The sequence below is a fragment of the Kitasatospora sp. NPDC058063 genome, from assembly GCF_042885395.1.
Taxonomy (GTDB): domain Bacteria; phylum Actinomycetota; class Actinomycetes; order Streptomycetales; family Streptomycetaceae; genus Kitasatospora; species Kitasatospora lactacystinica.
The window spans coordinates 47,920-66,999 of sequence record NZ_JBHVSD010000034.1 but is presented as its reverse complement, the minus strand read 5'-3'; the positions used below and the strand labels follow the sequence as shown (position 1 = coordinate 66,999).

Genomic DNA, 19,080 nt, shown 5'->3' with positions numbered 1-19,080 from the left:
GTCCCAACCCGCCTACCGAGCAAGGGCGGTGAGGTTCTTCCCGTACCAGACCTCGGCGTAAGGGCCGCTGCTGTAGGCGGGGATCTCCCGGTACCCGTTCCTCAGGTAGAGCGCGCGGGCCTCGGTCAGGTCGAGGCGGGTGTCGAGGACGATCCGGTCCGCACCCAGGGAGCGGGCGGCCCGGTCGACGGCGGCCAGCAGTTCGGCGCCGCCGCCGGTGCCGCGCAGGCCGGGGCGGACGAAGACGCGGGTGAGTTCGGCGGTGGTGGCGTCGAGCCGCCGCAGGCCGGCGCAGGAGTGGGCGACGCCGTCGTGACGGCCGATCAGGAAGAGGCCGTCCGGGGCGGCGAGGTCGTCGCTGGGGGAGCCGGCCAGGCCGGACTCCAGCTCCTCGGGGGTGCCCTCCCGGTCGAAGTGCAGGCGGTAGTAGCGGTTGGCCACGTCGTAGTAGTACTCGCGCAGCAGGTCCAGGGCCTCGGGGGCGGTCACGTCGGCGGTGGCGACGGTCCAGGGGGCGGAGCTGCGGGGCGCGGTGTCGGTCATGCGCGCATGATCCACTTCATGGTGCCGCCCCCGCAATCGGTTTTCCCGGCGGCCCGGCCCGGCCTGAACCGCCCCGCTCCACCCCGACCGCCCTGGTCCACCCCGGCCGTCCGTCCGGTCGGCCGCCGCCCGGGCAAAGGAACGGCAAGGCTCCGGTGCGTCGTTGCCCCGCGCGGGTGACGTGGGGATTGGCGGTGGTGCGCGGCGGGGGAGCAGTGCAGCTATGAACAGACCATCAGGTTGTCGTACTAGTGGGGATCTGAGGGGGAATCAGCAGCGCCGGAGCGGCGTACGGACCGGCCTGCTGGCCACCGTCTGCCTCTCCGCCGTCCTCGCCGGCTGCGCCGGTCCGGCCGCTCCCGCCCGGCCGAAGCCCGCCCCGGCCGCCGACGCGAACGCGGCGCCCGCCGCCGAAGCCGCCGCGGCTCCGGAAGGTGCCGCAGCGGCACAGGCCGCCGAGGGCCCCGCCCGCGCGGGCGCCCCGCCCGTGGAGCGGCCGCAGCTGCCAGGCCTGGCCCGCAAGGAGGAGCAGAGCGGCAGCGAGGCCACGGCCCGTCAGGAGGTCGCCGCCCGCGCCGCGGTGGAGACCGCGCAGCGCTGGGGCCTGGAACGCCCGCCCCTGAAGGCCCCGCCGCGCCCGGCGACCAGGCCCGCGCTCACCCCGGTGCAGGGCGTCACGCTCGCGGACGGCCGCCCGCCCGTCGTCTACCGGGTCCCGACCGACGACAAGGTGGTCTTCCTGACCGTCGACGACGGCGCCGAGAAGGACCCCGAGTTCTCCCGGATGGCCCAGGAGTTGGGCATCCCGCTCAGCACGTACGTCTCCGACTACCTCGCCCGCGAGAACTACGGCTACTTCCGGGACCTGCACGCCCAGGGCGTGGAGATCAACAACCACACGATCAACCACCGCAACCTGAAGGTGCTGGACTACGAGACCCAGCGCCAGGAGATCTGCAACCAGCAGGACCAGCTGGAGCAGCAGATCGGCGTCCGCCCCCGGCTGTTCCGGCCGCCGTACGGCGAGTACAACGACGACACCCTTCGCGCCGCGGCCTCCTGCGGGGTGGAGGCGGTGCCGCTCTGGAACGAGGAGGCCTTCCCGGACCACATGGAATGGCGCTACGACGACCAGCGGCTGCATCCGGGCGACATCATCCTGACCCACTTCCGGGGCACCGACATCTGGAAGGCCTCCATGCCGGACCTGCTGCGCAAGGTCGTCAACGACGTCACCGCGCAGGGCTTCGCCCTGGCCCGGCTGGACGACTACCTGTAGCACCTGTCGGCCGGGGCCGCCCGGCCCGCGGCCACCCGGCGGCCGGGGCCGGGCGGCTCAGCCGAGCGAGAGGGCGTCGAGGTACACCCAGGCGCCCTCGTGCCGCACGAAGCGGCTGTTCTCGGTGAGCACGCCCTCCTCGCCGCCCTCGGTCCAGTGCGCCCGGAAGGCGACCGTGCCCTGGGCGTGGAACGCGCCGCCCTCGGTGGTGGCGACCACCTCCAGCGCGGTCCAGCGCAGCCCCGGGTCGAAGTCGACCTCCGCGGGCCGGGTGTCCGGGTGCCAGGTGCGCAGCAGGTACGCCTCGTCCTGCGCGGCGAAGGCGCTGAACCGGGAGCGCATCAGGGACTCGGCGGTGCTGGCCGTCGACTGGCCCCGGTGCAGCCGGCCGCAGCAGTCGCCGTAGCCGGCCGAGAGGCCGCACGGGCAGGGGGAGGAGGGCAGCAGCCGCGGCGCGGCGGCGCGGGGAGCGGAACGACGTCGGGACATGCCGTCCATTGTCCCCCACGCGTCGGACGGCTCCCCGGCCGCCCCGCGCACGGCGGGAACGGGCCCGCCCCCGGGTGCACCGGGGGCGGGCCCGTCCGTGTCACCCGGAGGTCCGTCCCCGTGGACCGGCCGGGCCTTCGTCGCGGGCTCCACCGTCCGGCAAGAATCGCGCGGGTTGTGGCGAGCCGCCCGCCACCTGCTGTTCGTCGCTGATAGTAGTTGCCTGGTCGCGGAGCGATCCCCGTCAGGAGCCCGTCCCCGCAGGCTTCTCCGGCGGGCCGCCTTACAACGTTCGGAGCGGTCATGGGTGGCAGACAGCGTCCGCCGAGAGTGCGGACCCCTCGCCGGGGCAGGCCCGCCGGCGCCAGCCCCCGGGTGAACTCCCGGGCGGAGTTCGCCCGCATCGAGGGCTTCCTGGCCTGGGAGGCGGAGGTCGCGGCGGCCGAGCGGGACGCCCGCGCGTTCGCCGCGCAGTTCCCGTGGCTGCCGGCGGCGGAGCGGGAGAGCCTCGAACAGGCCTACGCCGCCGATCGGTTGCGCTACGCCGAGGAGGTCGTCGACCGCGCGGTCGAGCGCTGCCGCCGGCTGGCCGCCCGGTACCGCGTCGAGTGCCGCCGGATCTGCGCCCGCTGGGCGGCGCTCTGCCTCTCCGTCACCGTGACGGCGGCGCTGTTCGCCGTCGTCCCGGCCGTTCTGCGCGGCTGAGCGGACCGGGCCCGCCGCCGGCGGCCCGGGCACGACGAGGGCCCGCCGCACCGTTCCCGGCGCGGCGGGCCCTCGTCGTGTCCGGGGAATCAGTGGTGGCCGTGGCCGCTGCTGATCTCCTCGTGCTCCTCGACGGTGGGCTTGGCGATCTGGCTGCCCTTGCCGTAGAAGCCGCGGGAGAGCTTCACCCGCGTGCGGGTCCACAGCCCGGTCTTGCGGGCCACCCCGTTCTCGTCCACCTCGGGCGGCAGCTCGGAGGGCTGGGGCTGGTCGTGCGCGGTGAGGGTGTAGAGCCGGCCCGGCGGCAGCGGGGCGTGGATCTCGACGAACTCGCCGTGCTGGAGCCGGTTGATGACGCCGGTCTCCCGGCCGTGCAGCACCTTCTCCTTGTCCCGCCGCTGGAGGCCCAGGCACCACCGCTTGGTGATCACGAAGACGACCACCGGCACGGTGAAGAAGCCGATCCGCACCGCGTAGGTGATCGCGTTGATCGAGAGGTGGAAGTGGGTGGCCAGCAGGTCGTTGCCGCCGCCGGCCAGCAGGAGCAGGTAGAGGCCGATCCAGGCCGCGCCGAAGGCGGTGCGGACCGGGGCGTTGCGCGGCCGGTCGGCGATGTGGTGCTCGCCCCGGTCCCCGGTGATCCAGGCCTCCAGGAAGGGGTAGCCCCAGACGACCATCAGCACGAGCGGGAAGACCATCAGCGGGATGAACACCCCGAGGTTGAGGGTATGGCCGCCCCAGACGCTGATCTCCCAGCCGGGCATCACGCGGATCAGGCCCTCGGAGAAGCCCATGTACCAGTCAGGCTGGGCGTCGGTGGAGACCTGGTCCGGACGGTACGGCCCGTACGCCCAGATCGGGTTGACCGTGGCGATCGCGGACATCACCGCGACCACGCCGAAGACCAGGAAGAAGAAGCCGCCCGCCTTGGCCGTGTAGACCGGCAGCAGCGGCATGCCGACCACGTTCTGGTTGGTCCGGCCGGGCCCGGCGAACTGGGTGTGCTTGTGGTAGAAGACCAGGATCAGGTGCGCCGCGAGCAGGCCCAGCATGATGCCGGGGATCAGCAGGACGTGGACGGTGAACAGCCGGGGGATGATCTCGGTGCCCGGGAACTCGCCGCCGAACATGAAGAACTGAAGGTACGACCCGACGATCGGGACGGCGAGGATGGCACCCTCCATGAAGCGGATGCCGGTGCCGGAGAGCAGGTCGTCCGGCAGCGAGTAGCCCATGAAGCCGTCGAACATGCCGAGGATCAGCAGCATCGCGCCGAAGACCCAGTTGATCTCGCGCGGCTTGCGGAACGCGCCGGTGAAGAAGACGCGCATCATGTGCGTCAGCATCGCGGCGACGAAGACGATGGCCGCCCAGTGGTGGATCTGGCGCATCAGCAGGCCGCCGCGCACGTCGAAGCTGATCCTGAGCGTCGAGGAGTAGGCCTCGGACATCGCGATGCCCCTGAGCGGGACGTACGTCCCCTCGTAGACGACCTCGCCCATGCTCGGGGTGAAGAACATGGTCAGCCAGACGCCGGTGAGGATGATGATGACGAAGGTGTAGAGCGCGATCTCACCCAGCATGAAGGACCAGTGGTCGGGAAAGATCTTGCGCAGATTGGACTTGGCCAGGGAGTAGATGCCCAGTCGGCCGTCGGTCCAGTCGGCCAGGGCCTCGGCCTTGTTGGCGGGGTCGGCGCGCGTGCTGGTCACCGGTCCCGGCTGCGACTGCTGGTCGGTTCTCACGACGGGCTCCCCGGCGTCCTCGGCGTGCCGTGCTGGAGGCCCGCCGGCGGGAACACCGGCCGGCGAAGTGTTGTGATCATGGGACCTCTCGATACGGGCCCGCCGGCCGGACCGGCGCGCGGACCAGGTGTTCCACTGGACCCGTTGCTCAGGGTGATGGAGCGCTTACTCTGTCATGCTGTCGGCAGGGGGCCGACTGTGCACGTCCATCGGCCCGTCCGGCCGCTCGTGTCGGGCCGGACGGGGGCCCCTGACGCCCGATCGGCTGGCCGCCGCTCGGCCCAACGGGTGCCGATGCTGCGGTCGAGTGCCGCTGAACCGTTTCGGCGCGCGCCGCGGCCGGGGGTCGCGTGGTCCCGGGCCTACGCTGCGCCAATGGTGGATCACCGTGAACTCTTCGAGGACGTCACCGAGGCCCTGGCCCGCGCCGGGTTCGACACCGGACCGGGGCCCTCACCGCTGTGGATCGACCGTCACCCCGAGGGCGTGGTGGTCGGCTGGACGCCGGGCGCGGAGCCGGGCGGACCACCCTCCCGGGAGGCGCTCGCGGCGCTGAGCGGCGCGGCCGCGGTCGTGCTCCGCGAGTGCGGCTACCTCGTCGCCGGGACGGAGGAGGGGGATCTGCTGGTGCGCTGCGCCGAACCGGTGACGGTCCCGGAGTCGTCCGAGCCGGAGCCGGTGCCGGAGCAGTGGTGGGGGTGACCGCGGACTCCTGACGACCCCTGAGGCCTGCGGGCCCGGTCAACGCGAGGGCGGGCTCATACCGAATCCTTACCCGAAGCGGGGGTGCGGTTGACCTTGCCGGCTCTAAGGTTTGCCTAAGCTAAGCCGTCGCCCCGGACCCCGGTGTCCGGGGCGTTCGGCTGTGCCGCTCCACCGCCACCGCGGCGGAGGCGAGAACAGGTGAACGACCCGGGCCGGGCCCGGGGGAGGAGCCCGCCGCATGTGGGACGAGGCGTTTCCCAGCTTCCTGATCGGGCTGCGCGAGGGCCTGGAAGCCGGACTGATCGTGTCGATCCTGGTCGCCACCCTGGTCCGGGCGGACCAGAAGGCCCGGCTGCCCCAGGTGTGGACGGGCGTCGCGGCGGCCGTCGCGCTCAGCCTGAGCTTCGGCGCGGTGCTCACCTTCACCGCCGCCAACCTCTCCGGCCACGCGCAGGAGGCCTTCGGCGGGGTGCTCAGCCTGATCGCGGTCGGCTTCGTCACCGCGATGGTGTTCTGGATGCGACGCTCGGCGCGCACCCTCTCCGCCGAGATCAAGGAGAAGGTCCGGGCCTCGCTGGCGATGGGCGCCGGTGCGCTGGTGCTCACCAGCTTCCTCGCGGTCGCCCGGGAGGGCCTGGAGACCTCGCTCTTCCTGTGGACCAACGTGCGCACCGCCGGCGAGTCCACCGGGCCGCTGATCGGCGCGGGCCTCGGCCTGCTGCTCTCGGCCGGGCTCTGCTGGGGCCTGTACCGGCGAGCCCTGCGGATGAACCTCACCCGGTTCTTCACCATCACCGGCATCGGCCTGATCGTCGTCGCGGCGGGCGTGCTCGGCTACGGCCTGCGGGACCTCCAGGAGTCCGGGCTGATCGGCGGCGGCACCTCGTACGCCTTCGACCTGGGCGGGCACCTGGACGCCTCGTCCTGGTACGCGACGCTGGTCCAGGGCACGCTCAACCTGACCGTCACCATGACGGTGCTCCAGGTCGTCGGCTACGTCGCCTACCTGGGCATCGTGATGACGCTGTTCGTCGAGGGCGTCCGCGGCGGCACCGGTGCCCCGGCCGCCGCGCCCGTCGCTGCGTCCGCGACGGGCGCGACGGGCGCGGAGAAGCCCGCCGGGGCCGACGCGGAGTCCGAGGCCCCGCCGGCGCGGGCCGGCCGGCCGCGCTGGGTGCTGCCGACCGCGGCGGTCGCCGTCCCGGTGGTGCTGGCCGGCGCCGTGATCGCGATCAGTGACGGCAAGCAGGGCGGCTCCGCCACCGTCGCCGTCTCCGAGCAGGAGTGCGGCAAGGGCTTCGCCGCCCCGCGGCCCGGCCAGCAGGTGTTCCAGATGCGCAACACCGGCGACAAGGTCGCCGAGGTCTACCTCGTCGACCCGGGCACCGGCTCGGTCTACGGGGAGATCGAGGGCCTGGCCCCCGGCACCACCCGCGCCCTGACCACCACCATCGGCTCCGGCGACTACGCCTGGCGCTGCGTGCCCACCGGCGGGAAGCCCGTCACCTCGGCCGCCGTGCACGTCGGCGGCGCCGCCGTGGTCAAGGCCGTCAAGCCGGTCGCCGAGGACGACCTCAAGGCCCCGCTCGACAGCTACAAGGAGTACGTCGGCCAGGGCCTGGCGACGCTCGTGACGCAGAGCCGGAAGCTCCAGGCCGACGTGCGCTCCGGCGACCTCGCCACCGCCAAGGCCGACTGGCTCGCCGCCCACCTCCAGTACGCCTCCCTCGGCGCCGCGTACGGCACCTTCGCCGACCTCGACGGCAAGATCGACGGCCGCCCGGACGGCCTCGCCGCCAAGGAGAAGGACCCGGGCTTCACCGGCTTCCTGCGCCTGGAGTACGGCCTCTGGCACGGCGGGACCGCCGAGGAGCTGACGCCCGTCGCCGACGACCTGGCGCAGAACGTCGACCAGCTGGCGCACGACTTCCCCGGGCAGGACTTCGCCCCCGGCGACCTGCCGCTGCGCGCCCACGAGATCCTGGAGAACACCCTCCAGTTCGAGCTGACCGGCGACACCGACATGGGCAGCGGCACCAACCTGGCCACCGCCCGGGCCAACCTGACCGGCACCCAGGAACTGCTGACGCTGCTCCAGCCGCTGCTCGACGAGCGGGACCCGCAGGTGCTCGTCAAGGCGAACGCCGGCATGAAGCGGGTCGGCGACCTGCTCGCCGCCGCGCACCGGCCCGAGGGGTGGACCCCGGTCGACCGGCTGCCCGCCGATGCCCGCCGACAGCTCAACGGGGCCACCGGCGAACTGCTCGAAGACCTCGCCCCCGTCCCCGCCCTGCTCGAAATCCGGAAGGCCGCCTGATGACCGACCACACCGCAGCCACCGGGTCCTGCCCCTTCCCGCACGCCGCGCCGGCCGAGGCCGCCGCGGAGGGCGGCTGCCCGGCCGGACCGGCCCGGCGCAGCTTCGTCCGGGCCGCGCTCGGCGCCGGTGCCGGCGCGGCCGTGCTGGCCGGTGGCGGCCTCGCCCTCGGCGCCGGCCAGGCCGCCGCCGGGGACGGCAAGCAGGAGAAGGCCGGGGCGGTGCCGTTCCACGGGGCCCACCAGGCCGGCGTCACCACCCCGGCCCCCGGCTTCGCGGCCTTCGTCTCCTGCCAGGTGATCGCCCAGGACCGCAAGGGCCTCGAAGCGCTGTTCCGGACCCTGACCGAGCGGATCCGCTTCCTCACCGCCGGCGGCACCCCGCCGGACCTCGGGGTCGGCGCGCCGCCCTCGGACAGCGGCATCCTCGGCCCGACCGTCCCCGCCGACCACCTGACCGTCACGGTCGGCGTCGGCGCCTCGCTCTTCGACGACCGCTACGGGCTGGCCAAGGCCAAGCCGGTCAGGCTCGCGCCGATGAAGACCTTCCCGAACGACAACCTCCGGGCCGCCGAACTGCACGGCGACCTCTCGCTGCAGATCTGCGCCGACCGCCAGGACACCGTGCTGCACGCACTGCGCGACATCACCCGGCACACCCGGGGCGCGATGCAGATCCTCTGGCGGATCGACGGCTTCCAGAACCAGTCCCGCCCGGACGGCGCGCAGCGCAACCTGCTCGGCTTCAAGGACGGCATCGTCAACCCCGACACCGGCTCCGCACGCGAGATGGACCGGCTGGTCTGGGTCGCCGACGGGACGGGCGAACCCGGCTGGGCGACCGGCGGCAGCTACCAGGTGATCCGCATCATCCGGATGCTGATCGAGTTCTGGGACCGCGTCACCCTCACCGAGCAGGAGAAGATGTTCGGCCGCCGCCGCGACACCGGCGCGCCGCTGGACGGCGCCCGGGAGACCGACGCGCCCGACTACGCCAAGGACCCGGACGGCAAGGCGATCCCGCTCGACGCGCACATCCGGCTGGCCAACCCGCGCACCGCCGACACCGACACCTCGCGCATCCTGCGCCGGGGCTTCAACTACGACCGGGGCGTCGACCAGGCGGGCAACCTGGACATGGGCCTGGTGTTCTGCTGCTACCAGCAGGACGTGGTACGGCAGTTCGAGGCCACCCAGACCCGGCTGATCGGCGAGCCGCTGGTGGACTACATCTCGCCGACCGGCGGCGGGTACTTCTTCGTCCTGCCGGGCGTGAGGGACGAGGCCGACTGGCTCGGGCGGGCGCTGCTGGCCGCCGGCTGACGGCGGGTTCCACCGCGGGCCCGGCGCTGCCGCGCGCCGGGCCGGTCCGCGCCGTCAGCCGCCGAGGGTGAAGCCGATCACCGCGCCGCCGCCCTCCCGGTTGGCGGCGAAGGCCGTCCCGCCGTGCGAGCGGGCCACCTCGTGCACGATGGCCAGGCCCAGCCCGGAGCCGGGCAGGCTGCGAGCGGCGGTGGCCCGGTAGAAGCGGTCGAAGACCCGGTCGAGGTCGGCCGCGTCGATGCCCGGGCCGCGGTCGCGCACCTCCACCCGCGGGCCGCGCACCACCACCTCGATCGGGCCGGTCCCGGAGGGGTCGAACTTGGCGGCGTTGTCCAGCAGGTTGCCCACCGCGCGGGCCAGCGCGTCCGGCCGGGCGGTGACGACGGTTCCGTCCGCGTCCACCACGATCTGCCGGTCGCTGCGCCGCCGGGCCTGGGCGGCTGCCTGCCGGACCACGTCGGCGAGCACCACCCCGGTCGGCTGCTCGTCCGCCCTGCGGTCCGCCGCGAGCGCCACCAGCTCCTCCACCAGCTGGGCCAACTCCCGTGACTCCTCCATCAGATCGGCCATCAGCGCGGCACGTTCGGCGGGCGGCAGCCGGTCCAGGCCGGGCAGCACCGAGAGGTTGGTGCGCAGGCTGGTCAGCGGGGTGCGCAGCTCGTGCCCGGCGTCCTGCACCAAGCGGCGCTGGTTCTCCTTCGCGGTGGCGAGCCGGACCAGCATCCGGTCGAAGGCCCGGCCGAGCCGGCCCACCTCGTCCGTTCCGGCGGCGGGCACCGCGACGTCCAACCGCCCACTGGCGGCGACCAGTTCGGCCGCGTCGGTGAGCCGGACCAGCCGTCGGGTGATCCGCCGGGCGAGCAGCCGGCCGGCCCCGCCGGCGAGCACCGCGACGATCGCCACCAGGGCGACGGTACGGGTCCGCAGGGTGCTCAGCAGCTTCTCGGTGGGCCCGACCTGCTGGATGATCTGGACCGCCCCGCGCCGCCCGCCGAGCGAGACCACGCCGACCCGGTAGGCCTCGCGGTGCTGGTGGCGCAGCCCGATCGAGGTGCGGCCCGGCTGGTCGGCGTGGGCGAGCTCGTGGTCGGACGGGCTCGGCGGCAGGTCGAGCCGGGCGGTGCCGGGCAGCACCGCGCCGTCGGGGTCGAGGGACTGGGTGGTGACCCGGATCGGGCGGACCAGGTCGGCGCTCAGGCCGCTCGGGCCGGCGAAGTCGCCCGGGAAGAGGGCCTCCCGCTGGACCTGCCGGCCGACGGAGTCGACGGCGGCGCCGAAGTCGGCGGTCTCGTCGTCCCGGATCAGCCGCGCGGCGGCGTCGTAGCCGAGTGCGCCGATCAGCACCGCGACCAGCGCGGCGATCGCGGCGAAGGCCAGCGCGAGGGTGGTGGGCAGGCCCGGGCGCGGCAGCCGGGGGAGGCGGCGGGCCGGGCGCGGGAACCGCGGGAACCGCAGGAACCGGCGAAGGCGGCGGGCGGGGCCGGTCACGGCTCGCGCAGCGTGTAGCCGACGCCGCGGACGGTGTGGATCAGCGGCACGAGGCCCGGACGGTCGAGCTTGCGGCGCAGGTAGCCGATGAACACCGCGAGGTTCTTCGAACCGGGGCCGAAGTCGTAGCCCCAGATCTGCTCGTACAGGGTGGCCTGGTCGAGGACGGCGCCGGCGTGCCGGACCAGCAGCTCCAGCAGGTCGAACTCGGTGCGGGAGAGTTCGAGCTCCCGGCCGGCGCGCCAGGCCCGACGGGCCGGCGGTTCGACCCGCAGGTCGGCGACGGTCAGCGCCTCGGCGGCGGGCTCGGGCGGGTGGCGGCGCAACAGGGCGCGCAGGCGGGCGAAGAGCTCGTCCACGTCGAAGGGCTTGACCAGGTAGTCGTCGGCGCCGGCGTCGAGGCCGGCGATCCGGTCGGGGACCTCCACCCGGGCGGTGAGCATCAGCACCGGGGTGCGGTCGCCGGCCGCGCGCAGCCGGCGGCAGACCTCCAGGCCGTCCGGCTCGGGCATCATCACGTCGAGCACCAGGACGTCCGGGCGCTGTTCGGCGTGGACGGCCAGGGTCTGGGTGCCGTCGGCGGCGACCCGCACCCGGTAGCCCTCCAGCATCAGGGCGCGGGCGAGCGAGTCGCGGATGGCCCGGTCGTCCTCGGCGATCAGCACGGTGTGCGTCATGGCGGAGATTCTCCCTGACGTGCTCACGGCGCTTCCGGTCGGGGCCGAGGTCTTCCGGGTCCGCTCCGCGGCCCTCCCCGCCGGCCGCGGCTGTTGCGCGGTGCTTCGGGGGCGTACGGTGGCCGTACGGTGGCGCGCCGCCGGGTGGGCCGCCTGGTTCGAGTCGGCACGCCCTGCCGGAGGCCGCGATGGCAGACCGGATGGCCTTCTTCACCACCCCGCGCGCGGAGCGGGCGCGGCGGGACGCGCGGGAGCGCTTGGGGGACTGGCGGGAGGTGTACCGGCCGGGCGAACTGCTGCCGGTGGTGGGCGGGCAGGCCGGGCGGTGCATGGACTGCGGGCTGCCGTTCTGCCACCACGCCTGTCCCCTGGGGAACCTGGTGCCGGACTGGAACCGGCTGGTGGCGGAATCGGGGACGGGCCAGGAGCCGGGGGCGGGAGGCGGGCCGGGTACGAGGGCGGAGGCGGACGCGGGAGCGGATTGGCGGGCGGCCGCGGCACGGCTGCTGGCCACCAACAACTTCCCGGAGTTCACCGGGCGGCTCTGCCCGGCGCCCTGCGAGAGCGCCTGCGTCCTGGCGATCGACGGCGCCGCGGTGGCGATCAAGAACGTGGAGCTGGCGATCGCCGACCGGGCCTGGGAAGCGGGCTGGGACGGGCCCCGGCCGCCCGACCGCCCCGAGCGCGCCGGTGGGCGGCGGATCGCGGTGATCGGCTCGGGCCCGGCCGGGCTGGCCGCCGCCCAGCAGCTGACCAGGGCCGGGCACGCCACCACGGTGTACGAGCGGGCCGACCGCGCGGGCGGACTGCTGCGGTACGGCATCCCGCCGTTCCGGCTGGAGAAGCACCGCCTGGAGCGCAGGCTGGACCAGCTGCGGGCCGAGGGCGCCGCCTTCCGCACCGGGGTGTGGGTCGGCCGGGACGTCCCGGGCGAGGAACTGCGCTCGGGGTACGACGCGGTGGTGGTCGCGGTGGGGGCGACCGCCTGCCGGGAGCTGGCGGTGCCGGGCCGGGACCTGTCCGGGGTGCACCAGGCGATCGACTACCTGACCTGGGCGAACCGGGTGGACGAGGGCGACCGCCCGGTCTCCCCGGTGTCCGCCGAGGGACTGGACGTGGTGATCGTCGGCGGCGGGGACACGGCGGCGGACTGCCTGGGAACGGCGCTCCGTCAACGCGCCGCCACCGTCACCCAACTGGACATCAACCCCCGCCCGCCGCAGGACCGGGCCGCCGGACAGCCCTGGCCGGTGCACCCCAAGGTGTACCGGGAGACCACCTCGCACGAGGAGTCCGGTGCCGCGGAGGCCGGGCCCCGGGTGTTCGCGGCGACCACCGTCGGCTTCGAAGCCGGCCCGGACGGCCGGCTGGCCGCCGTCCGCTTCGCCGAGGCAGAACCGGCCGACCGCAGCCCGCGGACGGGCACCGAACGGAGCCTGCCCGCGCAGCTGGTGCTCCTCGCGCTGGGCTTCACCGGGCCGGAGCCGGACCGGCGGCTGTTCGCCCAGCTCGGCCTCACCACCGGACCGGCGGGCACCCTGGCCAGGGACGACGGCTTCGCCACGGAGGCGCAGGGCGTGTTCGTGGCGGGGGACGCCGGGCGCGGGCAGTCACTGATCGTCTGGGCGATCGCCGAGGGGCGGGCGGTGGCGGCGGCGGTGGACCGGTACCTGCGCGGGTGGACGGAGCTTCCGGCGCCGATCCGGGCCTCGACGCGGGCGCTCACGGTGTGAGTCCGGGAGCACCCGCGCCGGGGCGGGCCGGGTCGGGGCGAGGGCGGGGCCGTCGGACCGGCTGTCAGAACAGCGGCAGGCGGCGGAGGAACGCGTCCTCGACGCCGTTGGTGTCCGCGGGGACGAGGGTGCCGTCGGAGGAGGTGAACACCACCGCGGTGCCGAGGGCATCGGTGTACGGGGCGTGCGAGGGACCGGCGCTCTGCGCACCGTCGCCCGCCACGCTGACCCGCTCGGTGCGGCCGGTCCACAGGTCGTGCCGGAACACGTCCTCGGCGTTGTTGGTGTCGCCGGGGACGAGGTTGTCCGCCTCCGAGCTGAAGACGACCCACCGGTCGTCCGCCGTGATCCGGCCGCCGTAGGAGCCGAGGGTGGTCGTCGTCCCGGGCAGGCCGGTGCTGACCAGGGTCTCGGTGCCCTGCTTCAGGTCGCGGACGTAGACCTCGAAGTGACGGTCCCACTGGGTGTCGCCGTGCAGGACCCAGGACGAGTAGACGGCGTAGCGGCCGTCGGGGCTGACCGAGGGGTTGACCGCGCCCTTGTAGCCGCCGTTGCCGTCCGGGCTGGCCAGGCTCGTCCGCTCGGTGCGCAGGTCGCGGACGTACAGCGGGTAGGTGCGCGGCTTGAGGATCTCCGCGCGGGCGTCCGGCCGGAGGGCGCCCGCCGGGTGGAGGGCGGCCCCCGGGCGGAAGGAGTCGGCGACGAACTCCTGGTCCGAGCCCGCCCTGAGCTCGGCGACCGCGGCCGGGGAGAGGGCGCCGGCCCCGCCCGCGCCGAGGAGGTTGGTCGCCTTGGAGATGAAGACCACGGTGCTGCCGTCCGCGCTGATCTCCGGTGCGGAGGAGGAGGCGTCCGCTTCCTTGCCGTCGGCGCCGATGCTGACCAGGCGGGTGTCGCCGGTCCAGCGGTCGGTGACGTAGATGTTGCCGCCGAACCAGGTGACCGTGCCGGGGGCGAGGTCGCCGCGGTTGGACTGGTAGGCCACGTACCGGCCGTCCCAGCTGATCGAGGGGACGCCGGACAGCTTGCCGGTCTGCGGAACCCCCGTCCTGCCGACGCTGACCAGGCGGGTGCCGCCGGTCCAGCGGTCGTGGACGTAGACGTCCTCGGAGCCGCGGTTGGCACCGGGGGCGAGATTGGTGGCGGTGGAACTGAACGCCACGTAGCGGCCACTGCCGCTGATCGTGGCCTCGTAGGAGTCCCCGTCGGCCTGGACGCCGTCCGGGCCGGTGTCCACCCGCTCGGTGCGGCCGGTCCACAGGTCGCGGACGAAGACGTCGGACCTGCCGTTGGTGTCGCCGGGCACCAGGTCGGCAGCCTCCGAGGTGAAGACGGCGAAGCGCCCGTCCGCGCTCAGGCCGCCGGCCTGCGAGGCGCCGGTGGCCTGGGCCTGCCCGGGGCCGACGGAGACGCGTTCGGTGCGGGCACCGCCCGGCAGGGCGGCCAGGCCCGCTCCGGTCGGGCCCGCTTCGGACGGGGCCGCCTGGGCGGGCACGGCGACGGCGGCGGCCAGTGCGGCGGCCGCGAGGACGCAGGCCGCGCGCAGCGGGCGGCGGATGAGGTTCATCTGGTTCCCTCCCCTGGGATCGGCCGTGCCGCGTCGGCGGTGGACGCCGAACTCCCCGGCGGCCGGCTCGGGGTGAGCCAACCGCCGGGCGGGGCGGTCGGTCAACGGGTGGGCGCCGGGAGCGGCGTTTTCCCGCCGGGGGAGCGCGGACGCGGTCGCATCGGGTACGTACGGTCTTTGCTACGATCCGGCGAAGCTGGTGTCAGAAGTTGTGCGCACACGGGTCGGAGGGTGGGGACGTGGGTTCCGATGGGCGGGCGGTGACGTATGTCGAGGTTCGCTACACCCCGACGGACGCCGACTTCCGGGAGGCCTTCGCGGCGTGGGACCGGCACACGGTGGTCGGGCGCCGGTCGCGGCGAGCCGTGTACACGGTGGCCGTCGGCGGGACGGCGGTTGCCGGGCTGCTCGTCGTCCTCGGCGGGACGGTGCTGCTGCTGGTCGCCCTGCTGGTGGTGCTCGCGCTGCTCGTGGTTCTCGCGGTGCCCATGACACGGGTACGGCGGGTGACGAGGGCGGCGGAGGACAAGGGCGAGTTCAGGGTCCTGCTGGACGACGACGGGGTGGTCGTGAGCACCGAGGCCTCGGTCACCGAGTTCGCCTGGCCGGAGCAGCGGTACTACCTGGAGACGCCTCGGCTGTTCCTGCTGCTGAGCGGCAACGAGGAGACGGGGGTGCTGACCATGCTGCCCAAGCGCGGGGCCGACGACCTCCGGGGGCTCGGGGAGCTGATCGACCGGCACGCGACGGCGCTCGTCCCGGACTGAGCGGTGGTCCCCGGGGCGGTCCCCGCGGTGGGGCCGGTGCGGCCTGGGCGTCCGGCACGTCACGGGGTGGGTTCCGCCGGGACGGGCCCGGTGCGGTGCCCCCGCCGGTCGTAGCGCCAGAGCGCGGGGATGGCGGCGGACAGCGCGGCCGAGCTGCCGAGGCAGAGCAGGCCGCCGGTGCGCAGGGCCGCCCGGATGCCCTGGCGGGCGGCGAGCCCGCCCGCCCGCAGGTCGCCCAGGGCCGGCCCGGCGGAGCCGATCAGCATCTCCAGCCCGGCGGCGCGGCCCCGGAGTTCGTCCGGAATGGACTGGTTCCAGATGGCGCTGCGGAAGGTGTCGCCGATCCAGTGGGCACCGCCCGCGACGGTCAGGCAGAGCAGGACGGCCCACAGGCCCGGGGCGAACGCGGCCGCCGCCGTCGCAGCGCCGACCAGGGCGGCGGAGAGCAGGACGAGTCGGCCGTGCCGGTGGACCCGCTCCGCCCACCCTCCGGTCGCGGCGGCGATCAGGCTGCCGGCCGCGCCGGCCGAGTAGAGCAGGCCGAGCGCCCAGGTGGCGTCCAGGTCCGCGGCCAGGAACGGGAAGAGCGCGGTGGGCAGGGCGAAGACGGTGGCCGCGAGGTCGGCCAGGTAGGTGCCGACCAGGTCCGGGCGCCGGGCCGCGTACCGGGCGCCGTCGAGGAACTCGGTGAGCTGCGGTGCCTCGGCGTCCCGCTCCGAGGGGACCGGCCGGACCCGGGCGAGCAGGGCGATCGAGAGCAGGAAGGTGCCGAGGTCGACCAGGTACGCCGCCGGGACGCCGGCGGTCGCGATCAGCAGGCCGGCCGCCGCCGGGGCCGCCACGCCGCCGATGCTCCAGCGCAGCGAGAGCAGTGCGCCCGCCGCCACCAGCTGGTCCTGGGGCACCAGCCGGGGGACCATCGCCTCCACCGAGGGCTGCTGGACGCCCTGGAGCGCCGCCGCCACCCCGGCGGCGACGTAGAGCGGCCAGACGGCGGGGGTGCCGAGCAGCGCGTTGGCCAGCAGCAGGGCGCTGAGCGCGGCCAGGGCGACCTCGGTGGCCAGGGCGACGGTGCGGCGGTCGGCGCGGTCGGCGAGGACGCCGCCGTAGAGGCCGAACAGGACGGTGGGCACGAGTTCGACCGCGCCGACCGCGCCCACGGCCAGGGGTGAACAGGTGAGGTCGGCGATCTGGAGCGGGATCGCCGTCATGGTGAAGATCGAGCCGAGCAGGGTGACGGTGCCCGAGGTCCAGGTCAGCCGGAAGTCGCGGGAGGACCGCCAGGGCGCGGTGTTCGGCAGCAGCCGGGACCAGAAGCGGTCCGTTCCGGAGGTCGGGTTCGGTCCGGAGGTGCTGTCCGTTCCGGGCGTCGGGTTCGGTCCGGAGGTCGGGTTCGGTCCGGAGGTCATGAGGGGTGGGATCCCTTCGCGGCCGTCGGTGTCGCGACGGCTCTCCTTATCGCTGATAAATTCCAGCTCGGGAACTTATCGGCGATAGGGTGGATCTGGCAAGCGGATGACCCAGGAGGCCGATCGGATGGCGCTGAAGCGCGACGAGGTGGTGCGCACGGCGCTGCGCCTGCTCAACGAGGAGGGCATCGACGGGCTGACCACCCGGCGGCTCGCCCGCGAACTCGGCGTCCAGTCACCGGCGTTGTACTGGCACTTCAAGAGCAAGCGGGAACTGCTCGACCTGATGGCCGAGGCGATGCTCGCCGAAGCCCTCCCGCCCGACCGCGAGCCGGACCCGGCGCACTGGCCCGAGTGGATCGCCGCCGACGCCCGCGCCAAGCGCACCGCCCTGCTCGCCTACCGCGACGGCGCCCGGGTGCACGCCGGAACCCTCCCCACCGAGGACGAACTCCCGGCGGTCGAAGCCCAGTTGAGCGCACTCTGCGGAGCGGGCCTGCGCCCGCGAACGGCGCTGCGCCTGCTGCTGACCGTCGACCGGTACATCATGGGCTGGGTCACCGAGGAGCAGGCCTGGCGACAGGACTCCGCGGACCGCGACCGGCCGCCGTTCCCGGACGAAGCACTGCGCGAACTGCCCTTGCTGCGAGAGGCGGTCGACGTCCTGCGGATGACCGACCACGACGCCGACTTCGAGTACGGGCTGCGGGTGCTGATCGAGGGGTTCCGGACGGAGATCGCGCGGGAGGCGGCGCAGGGCACCCCGGCGCCGGACCGGGCCTCGGGGGCCGCGCGTCCGATGGACTAGCGTGACCCCATGACCACCCTTGACCCCCGCAGCACGGCCCTGGTCCTGATCGACCTGATGGACCGGATCGTCGCCAACCCGCTCGCGCCGCGCACCGGTTCGGAGGTGCTGAAGGCCTCGCTGGAGCTGGCCCGGGAGTTCCGGGCGGCGGGCGCGCCCGTGATCGCGGTACGGGTCGAGCGGCCGAACGTGACCGAGCAGCCGCCCGGGAGCGGGCTGCCCGCGGAGGTCGCGGCGGCGGCCGACGAGGTCGTGGTGAAGCGCACCATCGGCGCCTTCCAGGGCACCGGCCTGGACGAGCTGCTCCGGGCGCGGGGCGTGGAGACCGTGGTGTTCGCCGGGATCGCGACCAACCTCGGCGTGGAGTCGAGTGCCCGGGCCGCCGGCGACCACGGGTACCGGCTGGTGTTCGTCGAGGACGCGATGGCCGCGCTCACGGCGGAGGAGCACCGGGCATCGGTGGAGCTGGACTTCCCGCGCCTCGGCGAGGTCGTCGCGGCCGCGGACGTGCGGCTGGGGTGAGCCGGCGGGGCGGGTTGCCGTTGGTGCGGTGGTGAGCCGCTACATCCGGGCGAGGCGGAAGGCCGCTACGGCCGGGCGAGGCGGAGGGCTTCGCGCAGCCGTCCGTCCGAGGCCGTGAGCAGGTGGGCGGCGGTGGACGCGTCCACGTCCGCGAGCAGGGACAGGATCGCGTCCTTGGCCCGGCCGCCGGTCGCGGTCAGGGCGCGGTCGACCGCGGCCCCGTCGGCGCCGGTCGCCTCGGCGACGATCCGTCGGGCGCGGTCGCGCAGCTTGTCGTTGGTGGCGCGGAGGTCGACCATCAGATTGCCGTACGTCCGGCCGAGCCGGATCATCACGGCCGTGGAGAGCAGGTTGAGCACCAGCTTCTGCGCCGTGCCCGCCTTGAGCCGGGTCGATCCGGCCAGCACCTCCGGGCCGACCTCCACCTCGATGCCCAGCTCGGCCGCGGCCGCGAGCACCGAGCCGCGGTTGCACGCCAACCCGACGGTCAGCGCCCCGGCCGCCCGCGCGGCGCGGACGGCGGCCAGCGGGTAGGGCGTCCGGCCGGACGCGGAGACGCCCACCAGGGTGTCGGCGGGGGTGAGGGCGAGCGCGGCCACGTCGGCCTCGGCGAGGTCGGTGCGGTCCTCGGCGCCCTCGGCCGCCGCGGTGACGGCCGAGCGCCCGCCCGCGATCAGACCGACGACCAGCGCCGGATCGGTGCCGAAGGTCGGCGGGCACTCGACGGCGTCCAGTACACCGAGCCGCCCGGCCGTCCCCGCGCCGGCGTAGACCAGCCGGCCACCACGCGCCATCCGGGCGGCCACGGCGTCGACCACGGCGGCGATCCGTTCCAACTCCCCGGCGACGGCGGCCGGAACCGTGCGGTCCTCGGCGTTCATCAGGCGGAGCAGCTCGACGGTGGGCAGTCGGTCGATCGCGGCCCAGTCGGGGCGGACGGTCTCGGTCGCGGGTACGGCGTCCCGGCTCATGCGCCCGCCCCGCTCCGCCCCGCAGGGGCCTGC

General features: G+C 74.6%; 17 protein-coding genes. 9 read left to right on the top strand and 8 right to left on the bottom strand.

Features of this window, described 5'->3' with window-relative positions:
• Window positions 1–12: 12 nt before the first annotated feature.
• A complete protein-coding gene (locus ACFVUY_RS38595) occupies window positions 13–543 on the bottom strand; it encodes a GNAT family N-acetyltransferase (protein WP_387736765.1) in 531 nt (176 codons plus the stop codon).
• 223 nt (window positions 544–766) lie between these two features.
• On the opposite strand from ACFVUY_RS38595, the gene ACFVUY_RS38590 reads away from it, so the two are divergent.
• Entirely contained in the window at window positions 767–1,822 is a 1,056-nt protein-coding gene (locus ACFVUY_RS38590) for a polysaccharide deacetylase family protein (protein ID WP_387736764.1), read from the top strand.
• A gap of 57 nt (window positions 1,823–1,879) precedes the next feature.
• Here ACFVUY_RS38590 and ACFVUY_RS38585 read toward each other — a convergent pair whose 3' ends face one another.
• Window positions 1,880–2,311 carry a YchJ family protein gene (locus ACFVUY_RS38585; protein ID WP_387736763.1) on the bottom strand — a complete coding sequence of 144 codons (432 nt, stop codon included), beginning with the start codon at window positions 2,309–2,311 and terminating at the stop codon, window positions 1,880–1,882.
• Between the two features lie 375 nt (window positions 2,312–2,686).
• On the opposite strand from ACFVUY_RS38585, the gene ACFVUY_RS38580 reads away from it, so the two are divergent.
• Window positions 2,687–3,016: a hypothetical protein gene (locus tag ACFVUY_RS38580; protein WP_049657125.1), complete on the top strand. Its 330-nt coding sequence runs from the start codon at window positions 2,687–2,689 to the stop codon at window positions 3,014–3,016.
• A gap of 89 nt (window positions 3,017–3,105) precedes the next feature.
• Here the strand turns inward: ACFVUY_RS38580 and ACFVUY_RS38575 are convergent, their stop codons facing one another.
• The gene (locus tag ACFVUY_RS38575) at window positions 3,106–4,728 is read right to left on the bottom strand and encodes a cytochrome bc complex cytochrome b subunit (protein WP_387695680.1); all 1,623 of its coding nucleotides are present in this window, start codon (window positions 4,726–4,728) and stop codon (window positions 3,106–3,108) included.
• Window positions 4,729–5,136: 408 nt separating this feature from the next.
• Between ACFVUY_RS38575 and ACFVUY_RS38570 the strand changes: the two genes are divergently transcribed.
• The 3 genes from ACFVUY_RS38570 (at window position 5,137) to efeB (ending at window position 9,105) form a co-directional block, all read left to right on the top strand.
• Window positions 5,137–5,463, top strand: coding sequence for a hypothetical protein (locus tag ACFVUY_RS38570; RefSeq protein ID WP_359908787.1), 327 nt, complete (start codon window positions 5,137–5,139; stop codon window positions 5,461–5,463).
• Window positions 5,464–5,704: 241 nt separating this feature from the next.
• A complete protein-coding gene (gene efeU, locus ACFVUY_RS38565) occupies window positions 5,705–7,783 on the top strand; it encodes an iron uptake transporter permease EfeU (RefSeq protein WP_387736762.1) in 2,079 nt (692 codons plus the stop codon).
• Entirely contained in the window at window positions 7,783–9,105 is a 1,323-nt protein-coding gene (efeB, locus tag ACFVUY_RS38560) for an iron uptake transporter deferrochelatase/peroxidase subunit (protein ID WP_387695677.1), read from the top strand. Before efeU ends, efeB begins: the two co-directional genes overlap by 1 nt.
• A gap of 54 nt (window positions 9,106–9,159) precedes the next feature.
• On the opposite strand, the gene ACFVUY_RS38555 is transcribed toward efeB, so the two are convergent.
• Together ACFVUY_RS38555 and ACFVUY_RS38550 are read right to left on the bottom strand one after the other, a co-directional pair.
• A complete protein-coding gene (locus ACFVUY_RS38555) occupies window positions 9,160–10,593 on the bottom strand; it encodes an ATP-binding protein (protein WP_387736761.1) in 1,434 nt (477 codons plus the stop codon).
• Window positions 10,590–11,270, bottom strand: coding sequence for a response regulator transcription factor (locus tag ACFVUY_RS38550; RefSeq protein WP_359908776.1), 681 nt, complete (start codon window positions 11,268–11,270; stop codon window positions 10,590–10,592). The genes ACFVUY_RS38555 and ACFVUY_RS38550 overlap by 4 nt, the downstream gene beginning before the upstream one ends.
• Before the next feature lie 188 nt (window positions 11,271–11,458).
• Here ACFVUY_RS38550 and ACFVUY_RS38545 point away from each other — a divergent pair, with 188 nt between their 5' ends.
• Window positions 11,459–13,003 (top strand): glutamate synthase subunit beta, encoded by a 1,545-nt coding sequence (locus ACFVUY_RS38545; protein WP_387736760.1) that lies wholly within the window; start codon window positions 11,459–11,461, stop codon window positions 13,001–13,003.
• Between the two features lie 64 nt (window positions 13,004–13,067).
• On the opposite strand, the gene ACFVUY_RS38540 is transcribed toward ACFVUY_RS38545, so the two are convergent.
• Window positions 13,068–14,570 (bottom strand): TolB family protein, encoded by a 1,503-nt coding sequence (locus tag ACFVUY_RS38540; protein WP_387736759.1) that lies wholly within the window; start codon window positions 14,568–14,570, stop codon window positions 13,068–13,070.
• Window positions 14,571–14,809: 239 nt separating this feature from the next.
• Between ACFVUY_RS38540 and ACFVUY_RS38535 the strand changes: the two genes are divergently transcribed.
• On the top strand, window positions 14,810–15,337 hold the full coding sequence (locus ACFVUY_RS38535) for a YcxB family protein (RefSeq protein WP_387695672.1): 528 nt from the start codon (window positions 14,810–14,812) through the stop codon (window positions 15,335–15,337).
• Window positions 15,338–15,396: 59 nt separating this feature from the next.
• On the opposite strand, the gene ACFVUY_RS38530 is transcribed toward ACFVUY_RS38535, so the two are convergent.
• Window positions 15,397–16,746: an MFS transporter gene (locus ACFVUY_RS38530; protein ID WP_387736758.1), complete on the bottom strand. Its 1,350-nt coding sequence runs from the start codon at window positions 16,744–16,746 to the stop codon at window positions 15,397–15,399.
• Window positions 16,747–16,873: 127 nt separating this feature from the next.
• Here ACFVUY_RS38530 and ACFVUY_RS38525 point away from each other — a divergent pair, with 127 nt between their 5' ends.
• Both ACFVUY_RS38525 and ACFVUY_RS38520 read left to right on the top strand, forming a co-directional pair.
• Window positions 16,874–17,554, top strand: coding sequence for a TetR/AcrR family transcriptional regulator C-terminal domain-containing protein (locus ACFVUY_RS38525; protein ID WP_387736757.1), 681 nt, complete (start codon window positions 16,874–16,876; stop codon window positions 17,552–17,554).
• A 9-nt stretch (window positions 17,555–17,563) separates the two neighbouring features.
• The gene (locus tag ACFVUY_RS38520) at window positions 17,564–18,076 is read left to right on the top strand and encodes an isochorismatase family protein (RefSeq protein WP_387736756.1); all 513 of its coding nucleotides are present in this window, start codon (window positions 17,564–17,566) and stop codon (window positions 18,074–18,076) included.
• Window positions 18,077–18,141: 65 nt separating this feature from the next.
• Here ACFVUY_RS38520 and murQ read toward each other — a convergent pair whose 3' ends face one another.
• A complete protein-coding gene (gene murQ / locus ACFVUY_RS38515; RefSeq protein ID WP_387736755.1) occupies window positions 18,142–19,047 on the bottom strand; it encodes an N-acetylmuramic acid 6-phosphate etherase in 906 nt (301 codons plus the stop codon).
• Window positions 19,048–19,080 lie beyond the last annotated feature (33 nt).

What these genes read in the sequence shown, in the direction of transcription:
- ACFVUY_RS38595 (WP_387736765.1), bottom strand. Translation starts at nt 543, where the DNA reads ATGACCGACACCGCGCCCCGCAGCTCCGCCCCCTGGACCGTCGCCACC.
- ACFVUY_RS38590 (WP_387736764.1), top strand. Translation starts at nt 767, where the DNA reads ATGAACAGACCATCAGGTTGTCGTACTAGTGGGGATCTGAGGGGGAAT.
- ACFVUY_RS38585 (WP_387736763.1), bottom strand. Translation starts at nt 2,311, where the DNA reads ATGTCCCGACGTCGTTCCGCTCCCCGCGCCGCCGCGCCGCGGCTGCTG.
- ACFVUY_RS38570 (WP_359908787.1), top strand. Translation starts at nt 5,137, where the DNA reads ATGGTGGATCACCGTGAACTCTTCGAGGACGTCACCGAGGCCCTGGCC.
- efeU (WP_387736762.1), top strand. Translation starts at nt 5,705, where the DNA reads ATGTGGGACGAGGCGTTTCCCAGCTTCCTGATCGGGCTGCGCGAGGGC.
- efeB (WP_387695677.1), top strand. Translation starts at nt 7,783, where the DNA reads ATGACCGACCACACCGCAGCCACCGGGTCCTGCCCCTTCCCGCACGCC.
- ACFVUY_RS38550 (WP_359908776.1), bottom strand. Translation starts at nt 11,270, where the DNA reads ATGACGCACACCGTGCTGATCGCCGAGGACGACCGGGCCATCCGCGAC.
- ACFVUY_RS38545 (WP_387736760.1), top strand. Translation starts at nt 11,459, where the DNA reads ATGGCAGACCGGATGGCCTTCTTCACCACCCCGCGCGCGGAGCGGGCG.
- ACFVUY_RS38540 (WP_387736759.1), bottom strand. Translation starts at nt 14,570, where the DNA reads ATGAACCTCATCCGCCGCCCGCTGCGCGCGGCCTGCGTCCTCGCGGCC.
- ACFVUY_RS38530 (WP_387736758.1), bottom strand. Translation starts at nt 16,746, where the DNA reads ATGACCTCCGGACCGAACCCGACCTCCGGACCGAACCCGACGCCCGGA.
- ACFVUY_RS38525 (WP_387736757.1), top strand. Translation starts at nt 16,874, where the DNA reads ATGGCGCTGAAGCGCGACGAGGTGGTGCGCACGGCGCTGCGCCTGCTC.
- ACFVUY_RS38520 (WP_387736756.1), top strand. Translation starts at nt 17,564, where the DNA reads ATGACCACCCTTGACCCCCGCAGCACGGCCCTGGTCCTGATCGACCTG.
- murQ (WP_387736755.1), bottom strand. Translation starts at nt 19,047, where the DNA reads ATGAGCCGGGACGCCGTACCCGCGACCGAGACCGTCCGCCCCGACTGG.